This is a genomic window from Dryocola sharpae (genome assembly GCF_051307055.1).
Taxonomy (GTDB): domain Bacteria; phylum Pseudomonadota; class Gammaproteobacteria; order Enterobacterales; family Enterobacteriaceae; genus Dryocola.
Genome location: NZ_CP149994.1, coordinates 1413979 through 1435000 on the forward strand (window position 1 = coordinate 1413979; position 21022 = coordinate 1435000).

General features: G+C 53.7%; 15 protein-coding genes. 11 read left to right on the forward strand and 4 right to left on the reverse strand.

Annotated elements, in window-relative coordinates; genetic code table 11:
* Positions 1-21: 21 nt before the first annotated feature.
* Both serS and WLO31_RS06755 read left to right on the forward strand, forming a co-directional pair.
* Positions 22-1314 carry a serine--tRNA ligase gene (serS, locus tag WLO31_RS06750; RefSeq protein WP_435929712.1) on the forward strand — a complete coding sequence of 431 codons (1293 nt, stop codon included), beginning with the start codon at positions 22-24 and terminating at the stop codon, positions 1312-1314.
* Positions 1315-1608: 294 nt separating this feature from the next.
* Positions 1609-2757 (forward strand): MFS transporter, encoded by a 1149-nt coding sequence (locus WLO31_RS06755; protein WP_435929713.1) that lies wholly within the window; start codon positions 1609-1611, stop codon positions 2755-2757.
* A gap of 161 nt (positions 2758-2918) precedes the next feature.
* Here WLO31_RS06755 and pflA read toward each other — a convergent pair whose 3' ends face one another.
* The 4 genes from pflA to ycaO all read right to left on the reverse strand — a co-directional run bounded on the left by pflA (position 2919) and on the right by ycaO (position 9225).
* On the reverse strand, positions 2919-3659 hold the full coding sequence (gene pflA / locus WLO31_RS06760; protein ID WP_435929714.1) for a pyruvate formate lyase 1-activating protein: 741 nt from the start codon (positions 3657-3659) through the stop codon (positions 2919-2921).
* Positions 3660-3867: 208 nt separating this feature from the next.
* Positions 3868-6150, reverse strand: a complete 2283-nt coding sequence (gene pflB, locus WLO31_RS06765; RefSeq protein ID WP_435929715.1) for a formate C-acetyltransferase — start codon at positions 6148-6150, stop codon at positions 3868-3870.
* A 53-nt stretch (positions 6151-6203) separates the two neighbouring features.
* Positions 6204-7061 (reverse strand): formate transporter FocA, encoded by an 858-nt coding sequence (gene focA / locus WLO31_RS06770; protein ID WP_435929716.1) that lies wholly within the window; start codon positions 7059-7061, stop codon positions 6204-6206.
* Between the two features lie 400 nt (positions 7062-7461).
* The gene (gene ycaO / locus WLO31_RS06775) at positions 7462-9225 is read right to left on the reverse strand and encodes a 30S ribosomal protein S12 methylthiotransferase accessory factor YcaO (protein ID WP_435929717.1); all 1764 of its coding nucleotides are present in this window, start codon (positions 9223-9225) and stop codon (positions 7462-7464) included.
* 135 nt (positions 9226-9360) lie between these two features.
* On the opposite strand from ycaO, the gene WLO31_RS06780 reads away from it, so the two are divergent.
* From WLO31_RS06780 to lpxK, 9 genes are all read left to right on the forward strand, one after another.
* Positions 9361-10053 carry a DUF421 domain-containing protein gene (locus WLO31_RS06780; RefSeq protein ID WP_435929718.1) on the forward strand — a complete coding sequence of 231 codons (693 nt, stop codon included), beginning with the start codon at positions 9361-9363 and terminating at the stop codon, positions 10051-10053.
* Between the two features lie 160 nt (positions 10054-10213).
* Positions 10214-11299, forward strand: a complete 1086-nt coding sequence (gene serC, locus WLO31_RS06785; protein WP_435929719.1) for a 3-phosphoserine/phosphohydroxythreonine transaminase — start codon at positions 10214-10216, stop codon at positions 11297-11299.
* A 77-nt stretch (positions 11300-11376) separates the two neighbouring features.
* A complete protein-coding gene (gene aroA / locus WLO31_RS06790) occupies positions 11377-12660 on the forward strand; it encodes a 3-phosphoshikimate 1-carboxyvinyltransferase (protein ID WP_435930537.1) in 1284 nt (427 codons plus the stop codon).
* Between the two features lie 196 nt (positions 12661-12856).
* Positions 12857-13537 (forward strand): (d)CMP kinase, encoded by a 681-nt coding sequence (gene cmk, locus WLO31_RS06795; protein ID WP_435929720.1) that lies wholly within the window; start codon positions 12857-12859, stop codon positions 13535-13537.
* 190 nt (positions 13538-13727) lie between these two features.
* The gene (gene rpsA / locus WLO31_RS06800) at positions 13728-15401 is read left to right on the forward strand and encodes a 30S ribosomal protein S1 (RefSeq protein WP_121267283.1); all 1674 of its coding nucleotides are present in this window, start codon (positions 13728-13730) and stop codon (positions 15399-15401) included.
* 90 nt (positions 15402-15491) lie between these two features.
* Positions 15492-15779, forward strand: a complete 288-nt coding sequence (ihfB, locus tag WLO31_RS06805) for an integration host factor subunit beta (RefSeq protein WP_121267284.1) — start codon at positions 15492-15494, stop codon at positions 15777-15779.
* A 202-nt stretch (positions 15780-15981) separates the two neighbouring features.
* Positions 15982-18255, forward strand: coding sequence for a ComEC family protein (locus WLO31_RS06810; protein ID WP_435929721.1), 2274 nt, complete (start codon positions 15982-15984; stop codon positions 18253-18255).
* Between the two features lie 37 nt (positions 18256-18292).
* The gene (msbA, locus tag WLO31_RS06815) at positions 18293-20041 is read left to right on the forward strand and encodes a lipid A ABC transporter ATP-binding protein/permease MsbA (protein ID WP_435929722.1); all 1749 of its coding nucleotides are present in this window, start codon (positions 18293-18295) and stop codon (positions 20039-20041) included.
* Positions 20038-21021, forward strand: a complete 984-nt coding sequence (lpxK, locus tag WLO31_RS06820; protein WP_435929723.1) for a tetraacyldisaccharide 4'-kinase — start codon at positions 20038-20040, stop codon at positions 21019-21021. Before msbA ends, lpxK begins: the two co-directional genes overlap by 4 nt.
* Position 21022: the final 1 nt, after the last annotated feature.

The following is a 21022-nucleotide window of genomic DNA, read 5'->3' on the forward strand; positions in this document are numbered from 1 at the left end:
TTCGATAAGCACAGGATAAGCATGCTCGATCCCAATCTGCTGCGTACAGAGCCAGACGCAGTCGCTGAAAAACTGGCACGCCGGGGCTTTAAGCTGGATGTAGAAACGCTACGCTCCTTAGAAGAGCGTCGTAAAGTGTTGCAGGTAAAAACCGAAAATCTGCAGGCTGAACGTAACTCGCGATCGAAATCCATCGGCCAGGCGAAAGCGCGTGGGGAAGACATCGAGCCGCTGCGTTTGCAGGTCAACCAGCTGGGCGAAGAGCTGGATGCGGCGAAAGCTGAACTGGACACGCTGCTTGTGGAAATCCGCGACATTGCGCTGACTCTGCCGAATATCCCCGACGAGTGCGTACCGCTCGGTAAAGACGACACCGAAAACGTTGAAATCAGCCGCTGGGGCGAGCCGCGTAAATTCGATTTCGAAGTGCGCGATCACGTCACGCTGGGCGAATTGGCTAAAGGGCTGGATTTTGCCGCCGCGGTAAAACTGACCGGCTCCCGTTTTGTCGTAATGCAGGGGCAAATCGCCCGCCTGCACCGGGCGCTGAGCCAGTTTATGCTGGATCTGCACACCGAACAGCATGGCTATATGGAGAATTACGTTCCCTATCTGGTTAACCAGGAGACGCTGTTCGGCACCGGCCAGCTGCCTAAGTTTGGTGGCGATCTGTTTCACACTCGTCCGCTGGAAGAAGAAGCAGACAGCAGCAACTATGCGCTGATCCCAACCGCAGAAGTGCCGCTGACCAACCTGGTGCGCGACGAGATTATCGACGAAGATTCTCTGCCGCTGAAACTTACCGCGCATACCCCGTGCTTCCGCTCCGAAGCGGGCTCTTACGGACGCGATACGCGCGGTCTGATCCGCCAGCACCAGTTTGATAAAGTCGAAATGGTGCAGATCGTTCGTCCGGAAGATTCTATGGATGCGTTAGAAGAGCTGACCGGCGATGCGGAAAAAGTGCTGCAGCTGCTGAATCTGCCGTACCGTAAAGTGCTGCTGTGCAGCGGCGACATCGGCTTTGGCTCAGCTAAAACCTACGATCTCGAAGTCTGGCTGCCGGCGCAGAACACCTACCGCGAAATCTCTTCCTGTTCCAACATGTGGGATTTCCAGGCGCGCCGCCTGCAGGCTCGCTGCCGTAGCAAATCCGATAAGAAAACCCGTCTGGTGCACACCCTGAACGGCTCCGGCCTGGCAGTGGGTCGTACGCTGGTTGCGGTGCTGGAAAACTACCAGCAGGCCGACGGCCGTATCGAAGTGCCAGCGGCGCTGCGTCCTTATATGAAAGGACTGGAGTACATCGGTTAAGCATTCCCTTGTCGATCGATTCTTATCAAGCGCCTGCGGGCGCTTTTTTTATATGGTAAAAAATATCACCCGGTTTTCCATGAAATTTTTCATCCATCCCGCTTCGGTAATTCCTGCCTGATTCCATCAAAAACAGCGAGATAGCATTTCTGTATCAGGCTTATCCCGCGCCGAGGATAAGTTTTTCAAATCGACAGGGTGCAATTCTTGCGAGGCCCCGTCAGCGCTGGATTGACAAAGATTTTGCCGGTGGCATGATGCGCACAAATTTCTTCTCTTCCTCGCGGTTTTTACATGTCCACCTATACCCGGCCAGTGATGCTTTTGCTCTGTGGCCTGATGCTGCTGACCCTGGCGATAGCAGTACTCAATACGCTTGTTCCTTTGTGGCTTGCCCATGAACATCTGCCGACCTGGCAGGTGGGGATGGTCAGTTCGTCCTATTTTACCGGCAACCTGCTGGGCACAATGGTCACGGGCTGGCTCATTAAGCGTCAGGGTTTTAATCGCAGCTATTATCTTGCCTCGCTGATTTTTGCCGTCGGCTGCGCAGGCCTGGGGTTAATGGTGGGATTCTGGAGCTGGATGATGTGGCGCTTTATCGCGGGCGTTGGCTGCGCGATGATCTGGGTTGTGGTGGAAAGCGCGCTGATGTGCAGCGGCACTTCCCGCAACCGCGGACGTTTGCTTGCGGCTTATATGATGGTTTACTACGTCGGGACCGTGCTTGGCCAGCTGATGGTCAGCAAAATGCCAACGGATTTGGTCAGCGTGCTGCCCTGGGTAACCGCGCTGGTGCTGGCCGCCATGCTTCCTCTGCTCTTCACCCGCATCGTGAACGATCGCAGCGAAAGCCAGGAGGCCGTGGCGGTATGGCCGATGCTGCGCCTGCGCCACGCGCGCCTTGGCGTCAACGGCTGCATTATCTCCGGTATTGTGTTGGGTTCTCTGTACGGCCTGATGCCGCTGTACCTGAATCATCAGGGCGTGAGCGATGCCGGGATTGGATTCTGGATGGCGGTGATGGTGAGCGCCGGGATCGTCGGACAGTGGCCGGTCGGGCGTTTAGCCGATAAGTATGGTCGTTTGCTGGTGCTGCGCGTTCAGGTTTTCGTGGTGATTTTAGGCTGTCTGGCGATGCTGAGTAACGCCGCAATGGGGCCAGCTTTGTTTGTGCTGGGCGCCGCCGGCTTTACCCTTTACCCGGTTGCGATGGCATGGGCCTGCGAGAAGGTGGAACATCATCAGCTTGTGGCGATGAACCAGGCGCTGTTGCTCAGCTATACCGTCGGCAGCCTGCTGGGGCCGACCTTTACCTCTATGCTGATGCAGAGCTATTCAGACAACCTTTTGTTTGTGATGATTGCAGGCGTGGCGTTTGTCTATCTGTTGATGCTGCTGCGCAAAGCGGGCCATCATCCAACGCCTGTGGCTCACGCCTGATATGAAAAGGCCCTCTTATGAGGGCCTCATATTTATGACAGGCCCCCAAAAGCGTGTTTTTTGGGGTGCCTGGGGTAGAGAAGGATCATAATTGCTGGTTTTTAAAAGTACTGACAAAGTAACTCTTAACACCGGAGGAGTTTGCCAGCCGACCCAGGGCCTCAGTACATCACCTTGTGGCCATACTGTTCGAGGATGCCTTTTACGCGATCCATGGTCTCTTTTTTGGGCGGATGTACGCCGTCCAGCTTGTACTCTTCACCCATCGCGACCCACTTATGTTTGCCAAGCTCGTGGTACGGCAGCAGCTCGATTTTCTCGACGTTGCCCATATCACGGGTGAACTCGCCGAGGCGGTGCGCGGAATCGTCATCGTCTGACCAGCCGGGCACGACCACATAGCGGATCCATACCTTAATATTCTTGTCGGCAAGATAGCGTGCGAACTCCAGCGTGCGGTGGTTAGAAACGCCCACCAGGTTCTGATGGATTTCGTCGTTCATCTGTTTTAAATCGAGCATGACCAGATCGGTCACTTCCAGTAATTCGTCGATCACCGGATCGTAACGGCGCACGAAACCGTTGGTATCAAGGCAGGTGTGAATGCCTTCCTGATGGCAGGCGCGGAACCAGTCACGCACAAATTCAGCCTGCAGAATGGCTTCTCCGCCGGATGCGGTTACGCCGCCGCCGGAGGCATTCATAAAGTGGCGATAGGTCACCACCTCTTTCATTAGCTCTTCGACGGTGATTTCTTTGCCGCTGTGGGTATCCCACGTATCACGGTTGTGGCAGTACAGGCAGCGCATCAGGCAGCCCTGGAAGAAGGTGATAAAACGAATACCGGGGCCATCCACGGTACCGCATGATTCAAAGGAATGAATTCGGCCAATTACTGACATTGCGGTGATTTCTCCAGTATTGGCCCATGAAAAAAACATGGGCCAGGGTAAGCGCGGTCTGTGTATTGCATGCCGCGTCGAATCAATTTTGCACGATAACCTAAACGTAGCAGCTATCCTGCAAAACCGGTTCCGATCGGGTGAGGGATATGAAAAGGCCCCACCGAAGTGGAGCCTTTATTCTACGCCTTTTCAGCCAAACCAGGTATTACATGGTTTTTGTGAAGGTACGGGTGATAACGTCCTGCTGCTGCTCTTTAGTCAGGGAGTTAAAACGTACCGCATAACCAGATACGCGAATGGTCAACTGAGGATATTTCTCAGGGTGTTCCATCGCATCCAGCAGCATTTCACGGTTCATCACGTTCACGTTCAGGTGTTGACCACCTTCGATGGACGCCTCATGGTGGAAGTAACCATCCATCAGACCCGCGAGGTTAGTTTTACGCACGTCGTCGTCTTTGCCCAGCGCGTTTGGCACGATAGAGAAGGTGTAAGAGATCCCATCTTTAGCGTAAGCAAACGGCAGTTTAGCAACGGAGGTCAGCGAGGCAACGGCACCTTTCTGATCGCGACCGTGCATTGGGTTAGCGCCCGGGCCGAACGGCGTACCTGCGCGGCGGCCGTCTGGAGTGTTACCAGTTTTCTTACCATAAACCACGTTAGAGGTGATGGTCAGAACGGACTGCGTCGCGATAGCGCCACGGTAGGTAGTCAGTTTCTGAATTTTCTTCATGAAACGTTCTACCAGGTCAACGGCGATGTCATCCACGCGTGGATCGTTGTTACCAAACTGTGGATATTCGCCTTCAATTTCAAAGTCTGTCGCCAGACCGTCTTCATCACGAATTGGTTTAACTTTCGCGTATTTGATGGCGGACAGGGAGTCGGCTGCAACGGACAGACCCGCGATACCACAGGCCATGGTGCGAACAACGTCACGGTCATGCAGCGCCATCAGCGACGCTTCATAGCTGTATTTATCATGCATGTAGTGAATGATGTTCAGCGCGGTGACGTACTGTTTAGCCAGCCAGTCCATGAAGTGATCCAGACGATCCAGAACGTTGTCATAGTCCAGAACTTCAGCGGTAATTGGCGCTTCTTTAGGGCCAACCTGCATTTTCAGTTTTTCATCAACGCCGCCGTTGATGGCATACAGCATGGTTTTCGCGAGGTTTGCACGAGCGCCGAAGAACTGCATTTGCTTACCAACGATCATCGGGCTGACGCAGCAGGCAATCGCGTAGTCATCGTTGTTAAAGTCAGGACGCATCAAATCGTCATTCTCATACTGCAGAGAAGAGGTATCGATGGAGACTTTAGCCGCATATTTTTTGAAGTTCAGCGGCAGTTTTTCAGACCACAGAATGGTGATATTCGGCTCCGGAGACGGCCCCATGGTGTAGAGGGTGTTCAGGAAGCGGAAGCTGGATTTGGTGACCAGAGTACGGCCATCAACGCCCATACCACCGATAGATTCAGTTGCCCAGATTGGGTCGCCGGAGAACAGTTCATCGTATTCAGGGGTGCGCAGGAAGCGAACCATACGCAGTTTCATGACCAGATGGTCAATCATTTCCTGAGCGTCGAGCTCGGTGATTTTGCCTGCTTTCAGGTCACGTTCGATATACGCATCCAGGAAGGTGGATACGCGGCCGAAGGACATCGCGGCGCCGTTCTGAGATTTAACCGCGGCCAGGTAGCCGAAATAAGTCCACTGAATAGCTTCCTGAGCGTTAGTGGCAGGACCAGAGATATCGCAGCCATATTTAGCCGCCATTTCTTTAATTTGGCCCAGCGCGCGATGCTGTTCGGAGATCTCTTCACGCAGGCGAATAGTCGCTTCCAGGTCTTCGCCGTTTTCCAGTTTGGTCTGCAGTGAGTTGAACTGAGCGAACTTGTCTTTCATCAGGTAATCGATACCGTACAGCGCAACGCGACGGTAGTCACCGATGATACGACCGCGACCATAAGCATCCGGCAGGCCGGTGATCACGCCCGATTTACGGCAGTTCAGGATGTCTTTGGTGTAAACGTCAAACACGCCCTGGTTGTGCGTCTTACGGTATTCGGTGAAGATCTTTTTCAGCATAGGGTCGAGTTCGCGACCGTATACTTTGCAGGAACCTTCAACCATTTTGATGCCGCCGAACGGAATGATCGCACGTTTCAGAGGCGCATCGGTCTGCAGGCCCACGATAGTTTCGAGGGACTTATTGATATAACCAGCATCATGAGAGGTGATGGTTGAAGCGAGGTCGGTATCGAAGTCAACAGGCGCGTGAGTGCGGTTTTCCTGTTTAACGCCTTCCATAACGCTGTCCCACAGTCTGGTAGTGGCGTCTGTCGCGCCTGCCAGGAAGGACTCGTCGCCCTCGTAAGGGGTGTAGTTTTTCTGAATGAAGTCACGTACGTTTACTTCATTCTGCCAGTCGCCTTTGGCAAAACCTTCCCAGGCTGTGGCTAACTTTTCATTAAGCTCGGACATGTAACACCTACCTTCTAATGTGGATTTCTTATTCCCTGCGTGGTGGACGGCACTCAGTGCTGGTCGCCACCGCGCAGATAAATTACCCAGTATGTCAACCCGACCAGTAAACCACCGCCGATGATATTTCCGATAGTCACCGGAATCAGGTTATCAGTGATGAAGTTCAGTATGGTCAGATGAGAGAAACTTTCCGGAGACGACCCGACTGCGGTCCAGAACTCCGGGCTTGCGAAATGGCGTACCACGATGCCCATTGGGATCATAAACATGTTCGCAATACTGTGCTCAAAACCGCAGGCAACGAACATGGCGACCGGGAGGATCATCGCAAACATCTTGTCCATCAGGCTGCGGCCGGAGTAGCTCATCCAGACGGCCAGGCAAACCATTAAGTTTGCAAGGATACCGAGGCACACGGCTTCGATAAATGTGTGATGCATTTTATGGTCGGCGGTCTGCAGGACGTTCAGGCCCCAGGCGCCGTTAGCGGTCATGTACATCCCCGACAGCCAAATCAGCAGCACAAACAGAAGTGCGCCAATCAGGTTACCAACGTAGACGTTTATCCAGTTACGCGCGAGCTGGCCCCAGGTGATGCGGCCGCTGGCTTTCGCGACAACAATCAGCACGGTTGAGGTAAACAGATCGGCACCGCAGACCACGCAGAGTATCAAACCCAAAGAGAAACAGGTTCCGCCAATGAGCTTTGCGATCCCGAACGGAATGGTTGAGGTGCCGGTCGTGGCGGTGATGTAAAAGACAAAGGCAATTGAGATAAACATACCCGCTGTGATGGCTAAATAAAACGTCGTCAGCGGATGTTTCGTTGCTTTATAGACACCAGCATCTTCGGCGACTTTTGCCATGACGGGTGGAAGCAATAGATCAAAAGGGTTGTCAGCTTTCACACTAACTCTCTCTAATTTATTCGGCGAGAAGATACTAACAAAGCATTATAGAGTAAAAATTGACATGGATCATATCTAACCAAGCTTAGGGGCCAGCACCCGGCGGATAATTAGCGTATTTTTATCTCAATCATTTGATTAATATACAAAAAATAAATTTTAAATATTATGCTTTAATTTGAAGTTTAGTTAACCCACGCTTTTCGCACGTTAATTAAAACGGAGTATTTCAAAATAATGACAACAATATATTTCATTCGAAGCTTTAATATTTCACCTGCATTTAACTGATTAGCTACATATGAAATTATTTTTTATCATAATAAAAAAGGGGGCAATAAAATTGCCCCCTTAATATAGCTCAAACCGCGTTAATCAAGCGTCTGGCAAAGTAAATCCGTTAGCCGGCTTGCCAGAAGCGAGCTTTCGCGCGCTGTAACTTTTCGTAAGCGGCCAGCAGCGCCTGGTGCGCAGAGAATGCCTTAAGATCGCTGTCGACCGCCTGCAGGCCATAGAAGGGAGCCTCGCCGCTTAACGCAGCGCTTGCTGCCTCCACGGTTTGCGCGCCATACATGCGGACAAAGGCATTCAGATATTGCAGCGGCTCGCGCTCTTCTTCCATGGCCAGCAGCAGCAGCGTTTGCAGGCAACGGTAGTAGTTGGCGCGCTCGGCGCTGAAAATAGAGGCGTTAAACTCCATGGTCCATTCGGTCCAGATCAGCGCCTGTTCTGTATCGCCGCCGGCCAGCGCCAGCATAGCCTTCAGCTCACCGATGCGCAGCGTATACCAGCCGTTGTCTTTGCCTGTGGCCAGGCCAAGCAGCTCGCGCACGCGGGTAAAATCATCGTGGCCTTCTTCATCCAGTTGAGCAATCAGATCCAGATAATCCTGTTTTTCCCACTCGCTGCCCGGCAGGGAAAGGATGGTTTCGCGCAGGTGGTAACCCATGTTGTTATTGGCTAACAGCAGGTCTTCAGCAGGATAAATATCGGACATGCCCGGAACGATGATGCGGCAGGCATAGACATCCAGATGTTGATAATCGGCGATGTAAACTTCCTGGTCTTCCGCGTTGAAAATAGCCATCAGCGTGGCGAACTCTTCTTCGGTTGTGCCTGAGAAGCTCCAGTCCACGAACGGGTAGTCCGCATCCTGTTTGAACATATCCCAGGAGATCAGGCCGCTTGAGTCGATAAAGTGCGTTTCGAGGTTAGCGTGCTCCGCCACTTCTTCATCATCAAAGGTCGGTGGGGTAAAGACATCGAGATCTTTAAGACCGCGGCCCTGCAGCAGCTCGGTAACCGTACGTTCCAGCGCCACGCCGAAATCAGGGTGCGCGCCGAACGAGGCGAAACAGGTGCCGTTCGCCGGGTTAAACAGCACCACACAGATAACCGGATATTTGCCGCCGAGTGAGCCGTCATAAGCGAAAATCGGGAAACCTTCCGCTTCGAGCTTAGCGATAGATTCCACAACGCCCGGATAACGCGCCAGCACTTCCTGCGGGATTTCCGGCAGGCTGATGGATTCGGCGATAATGCGGTTCTTAATATGGCGCTCAAAGACTTCGGACAGGCCCTGCACCCGCGCTTCGTTGGCGGTATTCCCGGCTGACATCCCGTTGGAAACATACAGGTTGCCGATAATGTTCATTGGGATATAGACAGTCTGTAAATCGGACTGACGGGTAAAGGGCAACGCGCAGATGCCGCGCTCTTCGTTGCCTGACTGCAGGTCGATCAGCATGCCTGCGGTCAGCTCGTTTTCCGGATCGTAAAACGCGCGCAGGCGATCGTCGAGAATCTCTGCCGGCAGCTGTTCATCTTCAGGGATCGGGAACCACTTCTCATTCGGATAGTGCACAAACGGGCCATTGGCGATGGTTTCGCCCAGCCAGAAATCAGCGAAGAAGTAGTTGGTGGAAAGACGTTCAAAATATTCGCCAAGCGCGGAGGCCAGCGCGGCTTTTTTGGTGGCGCCTTTACCGTTCGTAAAGCACAGCGCGCTGTCTTTATCACGAATATGGACCGACCAAACGTTTGGAACAGGGTTCAGCCAGGAGGCTTCTTCTATAGTAAAGCCGAGCTCGGTGAGCTGCTTCTGGAAGCGGGCAATGGAATCTTCCAGCGCGGCATCTTTGCCGGGAATAAAGGTTTGGGTCATGAGATTCACTTAAGTAGTACGCAAAGCGCGCAATGATACGGGTTTTAGCGGCCTGACGCTATCGCAAGCGCTATGGGTATTACCAGCATAACAGGCTATGCTTACACTCAGTAAATAACTGTTATGGCGGGATAAATGAAGACCTTTGATCTACAGCGTATGGCGTTTAACGATGTGCCTCCCGATTTTTTATTCGAAGTCGCCGTTCGCAGCCTTTATACCTTTATTCTGGTTTTCCTGTTTTTGAAAATTACCGGACGTCGCGGCGTGCGTCAGATGTCGCTCTTTGAAGTGCTGATTATTTTGACCTTAGGCTCCGCCGCGGGCGACGTGGCGTTTTACCATGATGTGCCGATGATGCCCGTATTCGTCGTGTTCATTACCCTTGCATGTTTGTATCGCCTCGTGATGTGGCTGATGAACCACAGCGAGAAACTGGAAGGGCTGTTTGAGGGCAAAGCCAAGATCATTATTGAAGACGGAGAGTTTGCCTGGGAGAAAATGCAGGCCCAGAACATGACCGAGTTTGAGTTTTTTATGGAGCTGCGTCTGCATAGCGTTGAGCACCTGGGACAGGTTCGGCTTGCCATTCTGGAAACCAACGGTCAGATAAGCGTCTATTTTTACCCGGATAGTCTCGTCAGGCCGGGGTTATCTATTCTTCCTGAGCCCTGTAATGAACGTTTTACCAAAATGCCCGAGGATGGCGACTACGCCTGCATTCGCTGCAGCGAAGTGATGACGTTCAGCGTCGGCGAGGCATTGGCTTGTCCGCGCTGCAAAAATCGTGTCTGGGTAAAAGCCTGTACCGCAAAGCGAGTGACGTGACGGGAAAAAATAGGGGGTTTTATGGGCTGGCTGGTGGATTGTTTTGTGTGATTTTGCGCACATTCCTCCGCCGTGCCGGATTAACCATTGCAGCCCCTGCAAGTGAGTGATAAAACCGGTAACGTGATAAATCTTATTGCTCTAAGCGTGGTGAGGGGAAATGACTCAGGTATATAATTTTAGTTCCGGCCCGGCGATGCTACCGGCTGACGTGCTTCGTCGTGCCCAGCACGAACTCTGTGACTGGAATGGGTTAGGCACCTCCGTAATGGAGATAAGCCACCGTAGTAAAGAATTTATTCAGGTAGCTCACGACGCCGAAAAAGATTTTCGCGATCTGCTGCAGATCCCCTCGAACTACAAAGTTTTGTTCTGCCACGGCGGCGGCCGCGGACAGTTTGCCGGTATTCCGTTAAACCTGCTGGGCGATAAGAAAACCGCTGACTATATCGACGGCGGCTACTGGGCGCATAGCGCGGTAAAAGAAGCGCATAAATACCTGACGCCAGCCGTGTTTGATGCCAAAGTGACCGTGGACGGGCTACGTGCCATCAAGCCGATGAGCGAGTGGCAGGTTTCTGATAACAGCGCTTATCTGCACTATTGTCCGAACGAAACCATCGACGGTATCGCTATCCACGAAACGCCTGATTTCGGCGATACGGTTGTGGCCGCCGATTTCTCTTCTACTATTCTGTCGCAGCCGCTGGACGTCAGCCGTTTCGGCGTCATTTACGCAGGCGCGCAAAAAAATATCGGCCCGGCGGGCCTGACGCTGGTTATCGTGCGTGAAGATCTGCTGGGCAAGGCGCACCAGTCCTGTCCGTCCATTCTTGATTACACCGTGCTTAATGATAACGAATCCATGTTCAACACGCCGCCAACCTTCGCCTGGTATCTGTCAGGGCTGGTGTTTAAATGGCTCAAAGAGCAGGGCGGCGTCGCGGCGATGGACAACATCAACCAGGCGAAAGCGGATCTCCTTTACGGGGTGATTGATAACAGCGGCTTCTACCGTAACGATGTGGCGCCAGCTAACCGTTCCCGCATGAACGTTCCGTTCCAGCTGGCCGACAGCGGTCTGGATAAACTCTTCCTTGAAGAGTCCTTCGCCGCCGGGCTGCATGCCCTGAAGGGCCACCGCGTTGTGGGCGGCATGCGCGCTTCTATTTATAACGCGATGCCGCTTGAAGGCGTTAAAGCGCTGACCGACTTTATGATGGATTTCGAACGTCGCCACGGTTAATCCGCTGCGCGCTGTGTTTCTCCCCGTGGGCAGGCCCTCGGGGTTTCTTTTGTTTGATTTGAGAGTACTGCCTCATGCTGGAATCCCTGACGTTACAACCCATCGCGCTTGTTGACGGCACCATTAACCTTCCCGGTTCAAAAAGCGTCTCTAACCGCGCTTTGCTGCTTGCGGCGCTTGCAAAAGGCACGACTGAACTGACCAACCTGCTTGATAGCGATGATGTTCGTCATATGCTTAACGCGCTGAAAGCGCTGGGCGTAAGCTACACGCTTTCAGCCGATCGTACCCGTTGCGAGGTGGCAGGCGTTGGCGGTCCATTACAAGCGGCGGGCGAGCTGGAGCTTTTTCTTGGCAATGCGGGAACGGCGATGCGTCCTCTGGCCGCGGCTTTATGCGTCGGCAGCAATAATGTCGTCCTGACGGGCGAGCCGCGCATGAAGGAGCGTCCTATCGGTCATCTGGTTGATGCGCTGCGTCAGGGCGGGGCACAGATAGACTATCTCGAACAGGAGAACTATCCGCCGCTGCGTTTGCGCGGCGGTTTTGCCGGAGGCCAGGTGGCGGTTGACGGCAGCGTTTCAAGCCAGTTTCTGACGGCGCTTCTGATGACGGCGCCGCTGGCGGCGAACGACACGGAAATCACCATCAAAGGTGAGCTGGTCTCTAAACCTTATATCGACATCACCTTACATCTGATGAAAACCTTCGGTGTTGATGTCGAAAACCGTGATTATCGCCGCTTCGTGATTCGCGGCGGCCAGCAGTATCACTCTCCGGGAGCGTATCTGGTTGAAGGCGACGCCTCTTCAGCCTCTTACTTCCTTGCAGCCGGGGCTATTAAAGGCGGCACGGTAAAAGTAACCGGCATCGGGCGCAACAGCGTGCAGGGCGATATTCGCTTTGCTGACGTGCTGGAAAAGATGGGCGCTAAAATTATCTGGGGCGAAGACTTTATCTCCTGCGAACGCGGTGAGCTTAAGGCTATCGATATGGATATGAACCATATTCCCGATGCGGCAATGACCATCGCTACCGCGGCGCTCTTTGCAAAAGGCACCACGACGCTGCGCAATATTTATAACTGGCGGGTGAAAGAGACGGATCGGCTGTCAGCGATGGCGACCGAGCTACGTAAAGTGGGCGCCGAAGTGGAAGAGGGCGAAGATTACATCACCGTCACGCCGCCTGCGCAGCTGCAGGTCGCAGAAATCGGCACCTATAACGATCACCGTATGGCGATGTGTTTTTCGCTTGTCGCGCTGTCTGATACACCGGTGATCATTCTCGATCCTGGATGTACGGCAAAAACCTTCCCGGACTACTTTGACAGGCTGGCAAGCATCAGCACACTCGCATAATTCTCTCCTAACCGCATCATTTGATGCGGTTTTCTCATCTTCCTACGTTTCCTTACAATGAAGTTGCGCAATTCTTCTACACTCAGCCTGATTCCCCAGGATATTTAGCAGGAAAGATAACGGTCCGGCTGGTTGGGGGCGTATAATGCGCGGCGTTCAGGTTTTAGGTCCGCGATCCCGCGAGAAGGAGATAAAGATGACGGTACCCGCCCCGGTAATAACCATTGATGGACCAAGCGGCGCAGGCAAAGGCACGCTGTGTAAGGCGATGGCGGAAGCGCTGCAGTGGCATCTGCTGGACTCTGGCGCAATCTACCGCGTGCTCGCTCTGGCCGCCCTGCATCATCAGGTAGACGTTATTTCTGAGGAAGCGCTGGTTCCCTTAGCGGCTCACCTTGATGTGCGTTTTGTGGCGACCAACGGCAACCTTGAAGTGATTCTGGAAGGGGAGGATGTGAGCGGCGAAATTCGGACTCAGGAAGTGGCTAATGCAGCTTCACAGATAGCCGCCTTCCCTCGCGTGCGCGAGGCCCTGCTGCGTCGTCAGCGCGCGTTCCGTGAAGCGCCGGGTCTTATCGCCGACGGGCGGGACATGGGAACGGTTGTCTTCCCTGACGCGCCGGTGAAAATATTCCTTGATGCCTCATCTGAAGAACGAGCGCACAGGCGGATGCTACAGTTGCAGGAAAAGGGCTTTAGTGTTAACTTTGAACGCCTTTTGGCCGAAATAAAAGAGCGCGACGATCGCGATCGAAATCGGCCCGTAGCGCCGTTAGTGCCTGCTGCAGATGCTCTGGTGCTGGATTCAACCAGCATATCTATAGACGAAGTCATCGAGCGCGCCCTGGCCTATGCGCGGGAAGTACTGGCAGCGTAAGCCGCCCGTACTAAGAATTTTGTCAATATTGTCATGGCGCTGCCATAGCGATATCTCTACAGATCGGGTAAAATTCGCCCCCTGTAATCTAACCCTGTCGGCATGGAGCCAATGGCGGGGTATGTCAAACAACCCCATTCGGCGGGACGCTAAATGGACGTTAAACTAAAGAACCTTGAAGATTAACAACATGACTGAATCTTTCGCTCAACTCTTTGAAGAATCCCTGAAAACAATCGAAACCCGTCCGGGTTCCATCGTTCGTGGCGTTGTAGTTGCTATCGATAAAGACGTAGTACTGGTTGACGCCGGTCTGAAATCTGAGTCTGCCATTCCGGCTGAGCAATTCAAAAACGCGGCTGGCGAACTGGAAATCCAGGTTGGCGACGAAGTTGACGTTGCTCTGGACGCAGTTGAAGATGGCTTCGGCGAAACTCTGCTGTCCCGTGAAAAGGCTAAGCGTCACGAAGCCTGGATCACGCTGGAAAAAGCTTACGAAGAAGCTGAGACTGTGGTCGGTGTTATCAACGGCAAAGTTAAAGGTGGCTTCACTGTTGAGCTGAACGGTATTCGCGCGTTCCTGCCAGGCTCCCTGGTTGACGTTCGTCCGGTTCGCGACACTCTGCACCTCGAAGGCAAAGAGCTTGAATTCAAAGTAATCAAGCTTGACCAGAAACGTAACAACGTTGTTGTTTCACGCCGTGCTGTTATCGAATCTGAAAACAGCGCAGAACGCGATCAGCTGCTGGAAAACCTGCAGGAAGGCATGGAAGTTAAAGGTATCGTTAAGAACCTTACTGACTACGGTGCATTCGTCGATCTGGGCGGCGTTGATGGCCTGCTGCACATCACTGACATGGCATGGAAACGCGTTAAGCATCCAAGCGAAATCGTGAACGTTGGCGACGAAATCACTGTTAAAGTGCTGAAGTTCGACCGCGAGCGTACTCGTGTTTCCCTGGGCCTGAAACAGCTGGGCGAAGATCCATGGGTAGCTATCGCTAAGCGTTACCCGGAAGGTACTCGTCTGACTGGCCGCGTGACCAATCTGACCGACTACGGCTGCTTCGTTGAAATCGAAGAAGGCGTTGAAGGCCTGGTGCACGTTTCCGAAATGGACTGGACCAACAAAAACATCCACCCATCCAAAGTTGTTAACGTTGGTGACGTAGTGGAAGTTATGGTTCTGGATATCGACGAAGAACGTCGTCGTATCTCCCTGGGCCTGAAACAGTGCAAAAACAACCCATGGCAGCAGTTCGCCGAGACCCACAACAAAGGCGATCGCGTTGAAGGTAAAATCAAGTCTATCACTGACTTCGGTATCTTCATCGGCCTGGACGGCGGCATCGACGGCCTGGTTCACCTGTCTGACATCTCCTGGAACGTTGCAGGCGAAGAAGCAGTTCGTGAATACAAAAAAGGCGACGAAATCGCAGCTGTGGTTCTGCAGGTTGACGCAGAGCGCGAGCGTATCTCCCTGGGCGTTAAGCAACTCGCAGAAGATCCGTTCAACAACTACGTTGCGCTGAACAAGAAAGGTACTATCGTTACTGGTAAAGTAACGGCAGTTGACGCGAAAGGTGCTACAGTTGAATTAGCAGACGGCGTAGAAGGCTATCTGCGTGCTTCTGAAGCGTCCCGTGACCGCGTTGAAGATGCAACTCTGGTGCTGAACGTAGGCGACGATGTTGAAGCTAAATTCACCGGCGTCGATCGTAAAAACCGTGTTGTGAGCCTGTCTGTTCGTGCTAAAGACGAAGCTGACGAGAAAGATGCAATTGCGACTGTTAACAACAAACAGGAAGAAGGCAACTTCTCTAACGCAATGGCTGAAGCATTCAAAGCAGCTAAAGGCGAGTAATCGTCCGAGCGCTATATCAGGGCGGCTACGGCCGCCCTTGTTCGATTGATAGCTGTAAGCTAATTTTCCTGAAAGGAAACCGGAGGAATCATGACCAAGTCAGAATTAATAGAAAGACTTGCAACCCAGCAATCTCACATTCCCGCTAAGGCTGTGGAAGATGCAGTAAAAGAGATGCTGGAACATATGGCCTCTACTCTCGCCCTTGGCGAGCGTATTGAAATCCGGGGTTTCGGCAGCTTCTCATTACACTATCGCGCTCCTCGCACCGGACGTAACCCTAAGACCGGCGATAAAGTGGATCTGGAAGGCAAGTACGTTCCACACTTTAAACCAGGTAAAGAGCTACGTGACCGCGCCAATATTTACGGCAATTGAGTCTACGGATTCAACTGTTAAAAACGGTACCCACGGGTGCCGTTTTTTTATGCCTGGCATTCAGGGAGCGGCCTTTGTCACAGAGCACTCTGAAAATAAGTTTCCTTCCCGAAAATCTCCGGAAAGCTTCCCGTAAGTTCATCTACTGCCGGCTGACGCTGAAGCCCTGATACGCCACACTGCTCCGAACAAGGAGGTTGCTGTGGTTTCTTTACCTGGATTCTCTCTTAGCGCCGCCGTGGGCATTTTACCGCTGTTGTGGTTACCGGCTATCCCCGGAATGGCGTCTATTGTATTGCTGCTGGCGGCCGGATTATGCCTGGCGGTGTTCAGGGTCAGGGCGCTGCGTTATGCGGCCATCGCCGCGCTTTGCTGCTGCTGGGGTTTGCTTGCCGCCAAAGAAAGCCTGATGCCATTTGACCGCTGGATACAAAAACCCGTGACCGCCCGGGTGATTATCACGCGTACCGATGGCGCTCAGAACCATGAGTTACAGATTATTCACAGCGCTAAGCAATACCTTTTCCCACCGCCGGGGGTTGTGCTGAGGGGCGTATATTTACCCGAACCCGTTTGTTCCGGCCAGAAATGGCAGATGACGCTGCGTTTGCAGCCGGTCCATGGCCAGATAAACGACGGAGGGTTCGACAGCCAGCGCTATGCGCTGGCGCAGCATCTGCCGCTTCGGGGACGTGTTGTTAAAGCCCAGCGGCTGAGCGAGCAATGCTCTCTTCGCGGTCGATGGTTAAATGCGGTCACTGATGCGACACGTTCGCTTCCCTGGCAGGGCACCATCCTTGCGCTGGGGTTTGGTGAACGCACGGTGATGACGGCAGAGGTCAAAGATATCCTGCGGCGAACCGGAACCGCACATTTAATGGCCATCTCAGGACTACATATTTCACTGGCCGCAGGGGTAGGCTGGCTGTTTGCAAGATTCATTCAGCTATTTCTTCCCGCCCACCGAATCCATTTCCGCATGCCCCTGCTTGCGAGCCTGTTTACGGCTGGCGTCTGTACCTGGCTTGCAGGCTCCAACCCTCCCGCGACAAGAACCTTTTTAGGGCTTGTTATCTGGCTATCGCTTCGTCTGAGCGGCCGGCAATGGTCGAACTGGGACGTCTGGATCTGCTGTATAGCCGGGATCCTGCTTTACGATCCTTTAACGGTATTGTCCGACAGCTTCTGGCTTTCCGTGCTTGCTGTCGCAGCGATTATTTTCTGGTATCAATGGGCGCCGCTGCCGCGTCGGGTAGCAGGCTGGCGCTGGTATTACCGTCATCTGGCGGGCCTGATCTATTTGCAGGCAGGTATCACCTTCCTGCTGTTGCCGCTGCAGGTCTTTATATTCCACGGCTTGAGCGTAAATGCGCTGCTGGCGAACCTGCTGGCCGTACCCTTTGTTTCCTTTATTGTCACCCCATTATTGCTGTCAGGGCTCATGCTGACGGGTACCCCGTGGCTGGGAGAAAATCTGTGGCGGCTGGTGGATGTCCTGCTGGAACAGCTGTTTGTTTTTCTCAGACTCCTGCCGGGAGGCTGGCAGGAGCTGGACGAGCGTTTCCAGGCGGCTAGTTTTATCGGTTGGGGGGCTGTGGGCATCTGCCGTTTATTCCTCTGGAGGACCTCCCCGGCTTCAACCGGCGTGCTGGTGATTATTCTGATCGTTTTTAGTTTCCGCACGCCTGAGGGAAAAGATGAGCAGCCATGGGAAGTTACGATGCTGGATGTCGGGCATGGCCTTGCGGTTGCTATCGTTCGCCACGGCAAAGTGCTCCTGTATGACACAGGGAACGCCTGGCCCGGCGGGGACGCTGCGCAACAGGTCATCATCCCCTGGCTGCGCTGGCATAATCTCACCCCCGAAGCCGTTATCATTAGCCATGAACATCTCGATCATCGCGGCGGGCTTAACAGCCTGCAACAGGCCTGGCCGGGAATGACGGTTCGCAGCCCGCTTCGCTGGGACAACCATCTTCCCTGTTTTCGGGGGCAAAAATGGCAATGGCAGGGCCTGGATTTCACTGTCTGGTGGCCGCCAGAAGAGCGCCAGCAGGGTAATAACGGCTCCTGCGTGGTGATGGTCAGCGTCGGGCGCTTTCGGCTGCTGTTAACCGGTGATGTGGAAGCGCCTGCGGAACTGGCGCTGCTCAAAAAACAGTGGGGCGCTTTAAGAGCCGATATTGTTCAGGTTCCCCATCATGGCAGCCGAACCTCGTCAACTGCGCCACTCTTACGAGCGATTTCTGGCAAGGCCGCCCTGGCTTCGGTTTCCCGCTATAACGCCTGGCGCCTGCCTTCTGCGAAAGTCATTGAGCGTTACAAAAAGCAGGGATACACGTGGTATGACACGGCTCATTCCGGCCAGATTACTATCCGCATAAAGCGTGATAAATGGCAAATCAATGGCTTCAGAGAACAAATAATGCCCCGTTGGTACCATCAGTGGTTTGGCGTAGCCAGGGATAATAGGTAGAATATGCGGCTATTTCATCACATGCTGGTTCGACTTAATGCAGAACGATAAAGATCTCTCCACCATACAGACCTTCCGCCGCCTCTGGCCGATGATTGCTCCTTTTAAAGCGGGTCTGATTGTGGCTGGGGTTGCGTTAATCCTCAACGCAGCCAGCGATACCTTCATGCTATCGCTGCTCAAACCGTTACTGGATGATGGTTTCGGTAAAACGGATAAATCCGTTTTGTTATGGATGCCGCTGGTTGTCATCGGGCTGATGGTGATGCGCGGTATCACAAGCTACGTTTCAAGCTACTGTATATCCTGGGTTTCAGGCCAGGTAGTCATGAACATGCGTCGCCGCCTGTTCAGCCATATGATGGGTATGCCCGTCGCCTTCTTCGATCAGCAATCGACGGGTACGCTGCTCTCTCGTATTACCTACGATTCCGAACAGGTCGCTTCCTCCTCCTCCAGCGCGCTGATTACCGTCGTGCGTGAAGGCGCTTCCATCATCGGCCTGTTCGCGCTGATGTTCTGGTATAGCTGGCAGCTTTCAGTGATTCTGATTGTGCTGGCGCCGGTGGTCTCCTTCGCCATTCGCCTGGTTTCTAAACGCTTCCGTAATATCAGCAAGAACATGCAGAACACCATGGGGCAGGTGACCACCAGCGCGGAACAAATGCTCAAAGGGCATAAAGAAGTGCTGATTTTTGGCGGCCAGCAAGTGGAAACGGATCGCTTTAACAAAGTCAGTAACCGTATGCGTCACCAGGGGATGAAACTGGTCTCGGCCTCTTCGATTTCAGATCCAATTATTCAGCTGATCGCCTCCCTGGCGCTGGCCTTTGTTCTTTATGCTGCGAGCTTCCCGAGCGTGATGGAAACCCTGACCGCAGGGACTATCACCGTCGTGTTCTCTTCCATGATTGCGCTGATGCGTCCGCTGAAGTCGCTGACGAACGTTAACGCCCAGTTCCAGCGCGGTATGGCGGCATGCCAGACGCTGTTCTCTATCCTCGATTCCGATCAGGAGAAAGACGAAGGCACGCGCAAAATTGAACGTGCGAAAGGCGATCTTGAATTCAGAAATGTGACCTTCACCTACCCTGGCCGCGATATCCCCGCGTTACGTGACGTAAATCTGAATATTCCCGCCGGGAAGATGGTTGCGCTGGTAGGACGTTCGGGCTCGGGGAAGTCCACGATCGCCAGCCTGATTACGCGTTTCTACGATATTCAGCAAGGTAACATTCTGATTGATGGCGTGGACATCCGTGAATATACGCTGTCGTCGCTGCGTAATCAGGTGGCGCTGGTTTCACAGAACGTGCACCTGTTTAACGACACCATTGCCAACAATATTGCCTATGCGCGTACAGAGCAGTACAGCCGTGAAGATATTGAAAAGGCCGCCCGCATGGCTTACGCGATGGACTTCATCAGTAAAATGGACAACGGTCTGGATACCATTATTGGCGAAAACGGCGTGCTGCTTTCCGGCGGTCAGCGTCAGCGTATCGCCATTGCCCGTGCGCTGCTGCGCGACAGCCCAATTTTGATCCTGGATGAAGCCACGTCCGCGCTGGATACGGAATCGGAACGCGCCATACAGGCGGCGCTGGACGAATTACAGAAAAACCGTACTTCTCTGGTTATCGCCCACCGTCTGTCTACTATTGAACAAGCCGATGAAATCGTGGTGGTGGAAGATGGCCGTATCGTTGAACGTGGCCCGCACGCTGAGCTGATTGCCCATCGTGGCGTGTACGCTCAGCTGCACAAGATGCAATTCGGCGAATGATAGAGCGCATCTGGTCGGGGAAATCCTCCCTCTACCTGCTGTTGCTGCCGCTCTCCTGGCTTTATGGCCTGGTGAGCGGGGCTATCCGGCTTAGCTGGAAACTTGGGCTGCGTAAAGCGTGGCGCTCACCGGTTCCGGTTGTGGTGGTAGGTAATCTGACCGCAGGCGGCAACGGTAAAACACCGGTCGTTATCTGGCTTGTGGAACAGCTTCAGTCCCGGGGTATCCGCGTGGGGGTTGTTTCCCGCGGCTACGGGGGCAAAGCAGAGCATTATCCTTTAATCCTTACGCCAGCTACGGATACCGCGCAGGCGGGGGATGAACCCGTGTTGATTTATCAGCGTACCGGTGCGCCTGTGGCCGTGGCTCCGCAGCGCAGCGCGGCGGTAAAAGCTTTAATCGCACATGCGCAGCCGCAGCTCGTCATTACCGATGATGGTCTGCAGCACTATGCCCTGGCGCGGGATAAAGAAATTGTTGTAGTGGACGGCGTGCGCCGGTTCGGCAACGGCTGGTGGTTGCCTGCCGGGCCAATGCGCGAGCGTGCTGGTCGGTTAAACTCTGTAGATGCGGTAATCACCAACGGTGGCGAAGCGCAGGCGGGAGAAATCGCGATGCATCTGCAGCCGGGAGAGGCCGTTAATCTGCTCAGCGGCGAGCGTCGCCCCGCGCAGGTTTTGCAGAATGTGGTCGCCATGGCGGGCATCGGCCATCCGCCGCGTTTTTTCGCCACGCTAAAGCAGTGCGGCGTGACGCCGGTTAACACGGTGAGCCTTGCGGATCATCAGGCGCTGACGGAAGCGGATGTCGTAAAGCTGCTGGGGAAAGACCAGACTTTGTTAATGACAGAGAAAGATGCGGTTAAATGTCGCGCCTTTGCGGCGGGCCATGAGAACTGGTGGTATCTGCCCGTTGATGCTCACCTTGCCCCGCCGCAGGCAGAAGCGTTGCTGCAAACGCTGATCGCGCTGGTGAAATAAG

What these genes read in the sequence shown, in the direction of transcription:
- serS (WP_435929712.1), top strand. Translation starts at nt 22, where the DNA reads ATGCTCGATCCCAATCTGCTGCGTACAGAGCCAGACGCAGTCGCTGAA.
- WLO31_RS06755 (WP_435929713.1), top strand. Translation starts at nt 1,609, where the DNA reads ATGTCCACCTATACCCGGCCAGTGATGCTTTTGCTCTGTGGCCTGATG.
- pflA (WP_435929714.1), bottom strand. Translation starts at nt 3,659, where the DNA reads ATGTCAGTAATTGGCCGAATTCATTCCTTTGAATCATGCGGTACCGTG.
- pflB (WP_435929715.1), bottom strand. Translation starts at nt 6,150, where the DNA reads ATGTCCGAGCTTAATGAAAAGTTAGCCACAGCCTGGGAAGGTTTTGCC.
- ycaO (WP_435929717.1), bottom strand. Translation starts at nt 9,225, where the DNA reads ATGACCCAAACCTTTATTCCCGGCAAAGATGCCGCGCTGGAAGATTCC.
- WLO31_RS06780 (WP_435929718.1), top strand. Translation starts at nt 9,361, where the DNA reads ATGAAGACCTTTGATCTACAGCGTATGGCGTTTAACGATGTGCCTCCC.
- serC (WP_435929719.1), top strand. Translation starts at nt 10,214, where the DNA reads ATGACTCAGGTATATAATTTTAGTTCCGGCCCGGCGATGCTACCGGCT.
- cmk (WP_435929720.1), top strand. Translation starts at nt 12,857, where the DNA reads ATGACGGTACCCGCCCCGGTAATAACCATTGATGGACCAAGCGGCGCA.
- rpsA (WP_121267283.1), top strand. Translation starts at nt 13,728, where the DNA reads ATGACTGAATCTTTCGCTCAACTCTTTGAAGAATCCCTGAAAACAATC.
- ihfB (WP_121267284.1), top strand. Translation starts at nt 15,492, where the DNA reads ATGACCAAGTCAGAATTAATAGAAAGACTTGCAACCCAGCAATCTCAC.
- msbA (WP_435929722.1), top strand. Translation starts at nt 18,293, where the DNA reads ATGCAGAACGATAAAGATCTCTCCACCATACAGACCTTCCGCCGCCTC.
- lpxK (WP_435929723.1), top strand. Translation starts at nt 20,038, where the DNA reads ATGATAGAGCGCATCTGGTCGGGGAAATCCTCCCTCTACCTGCTGTTG.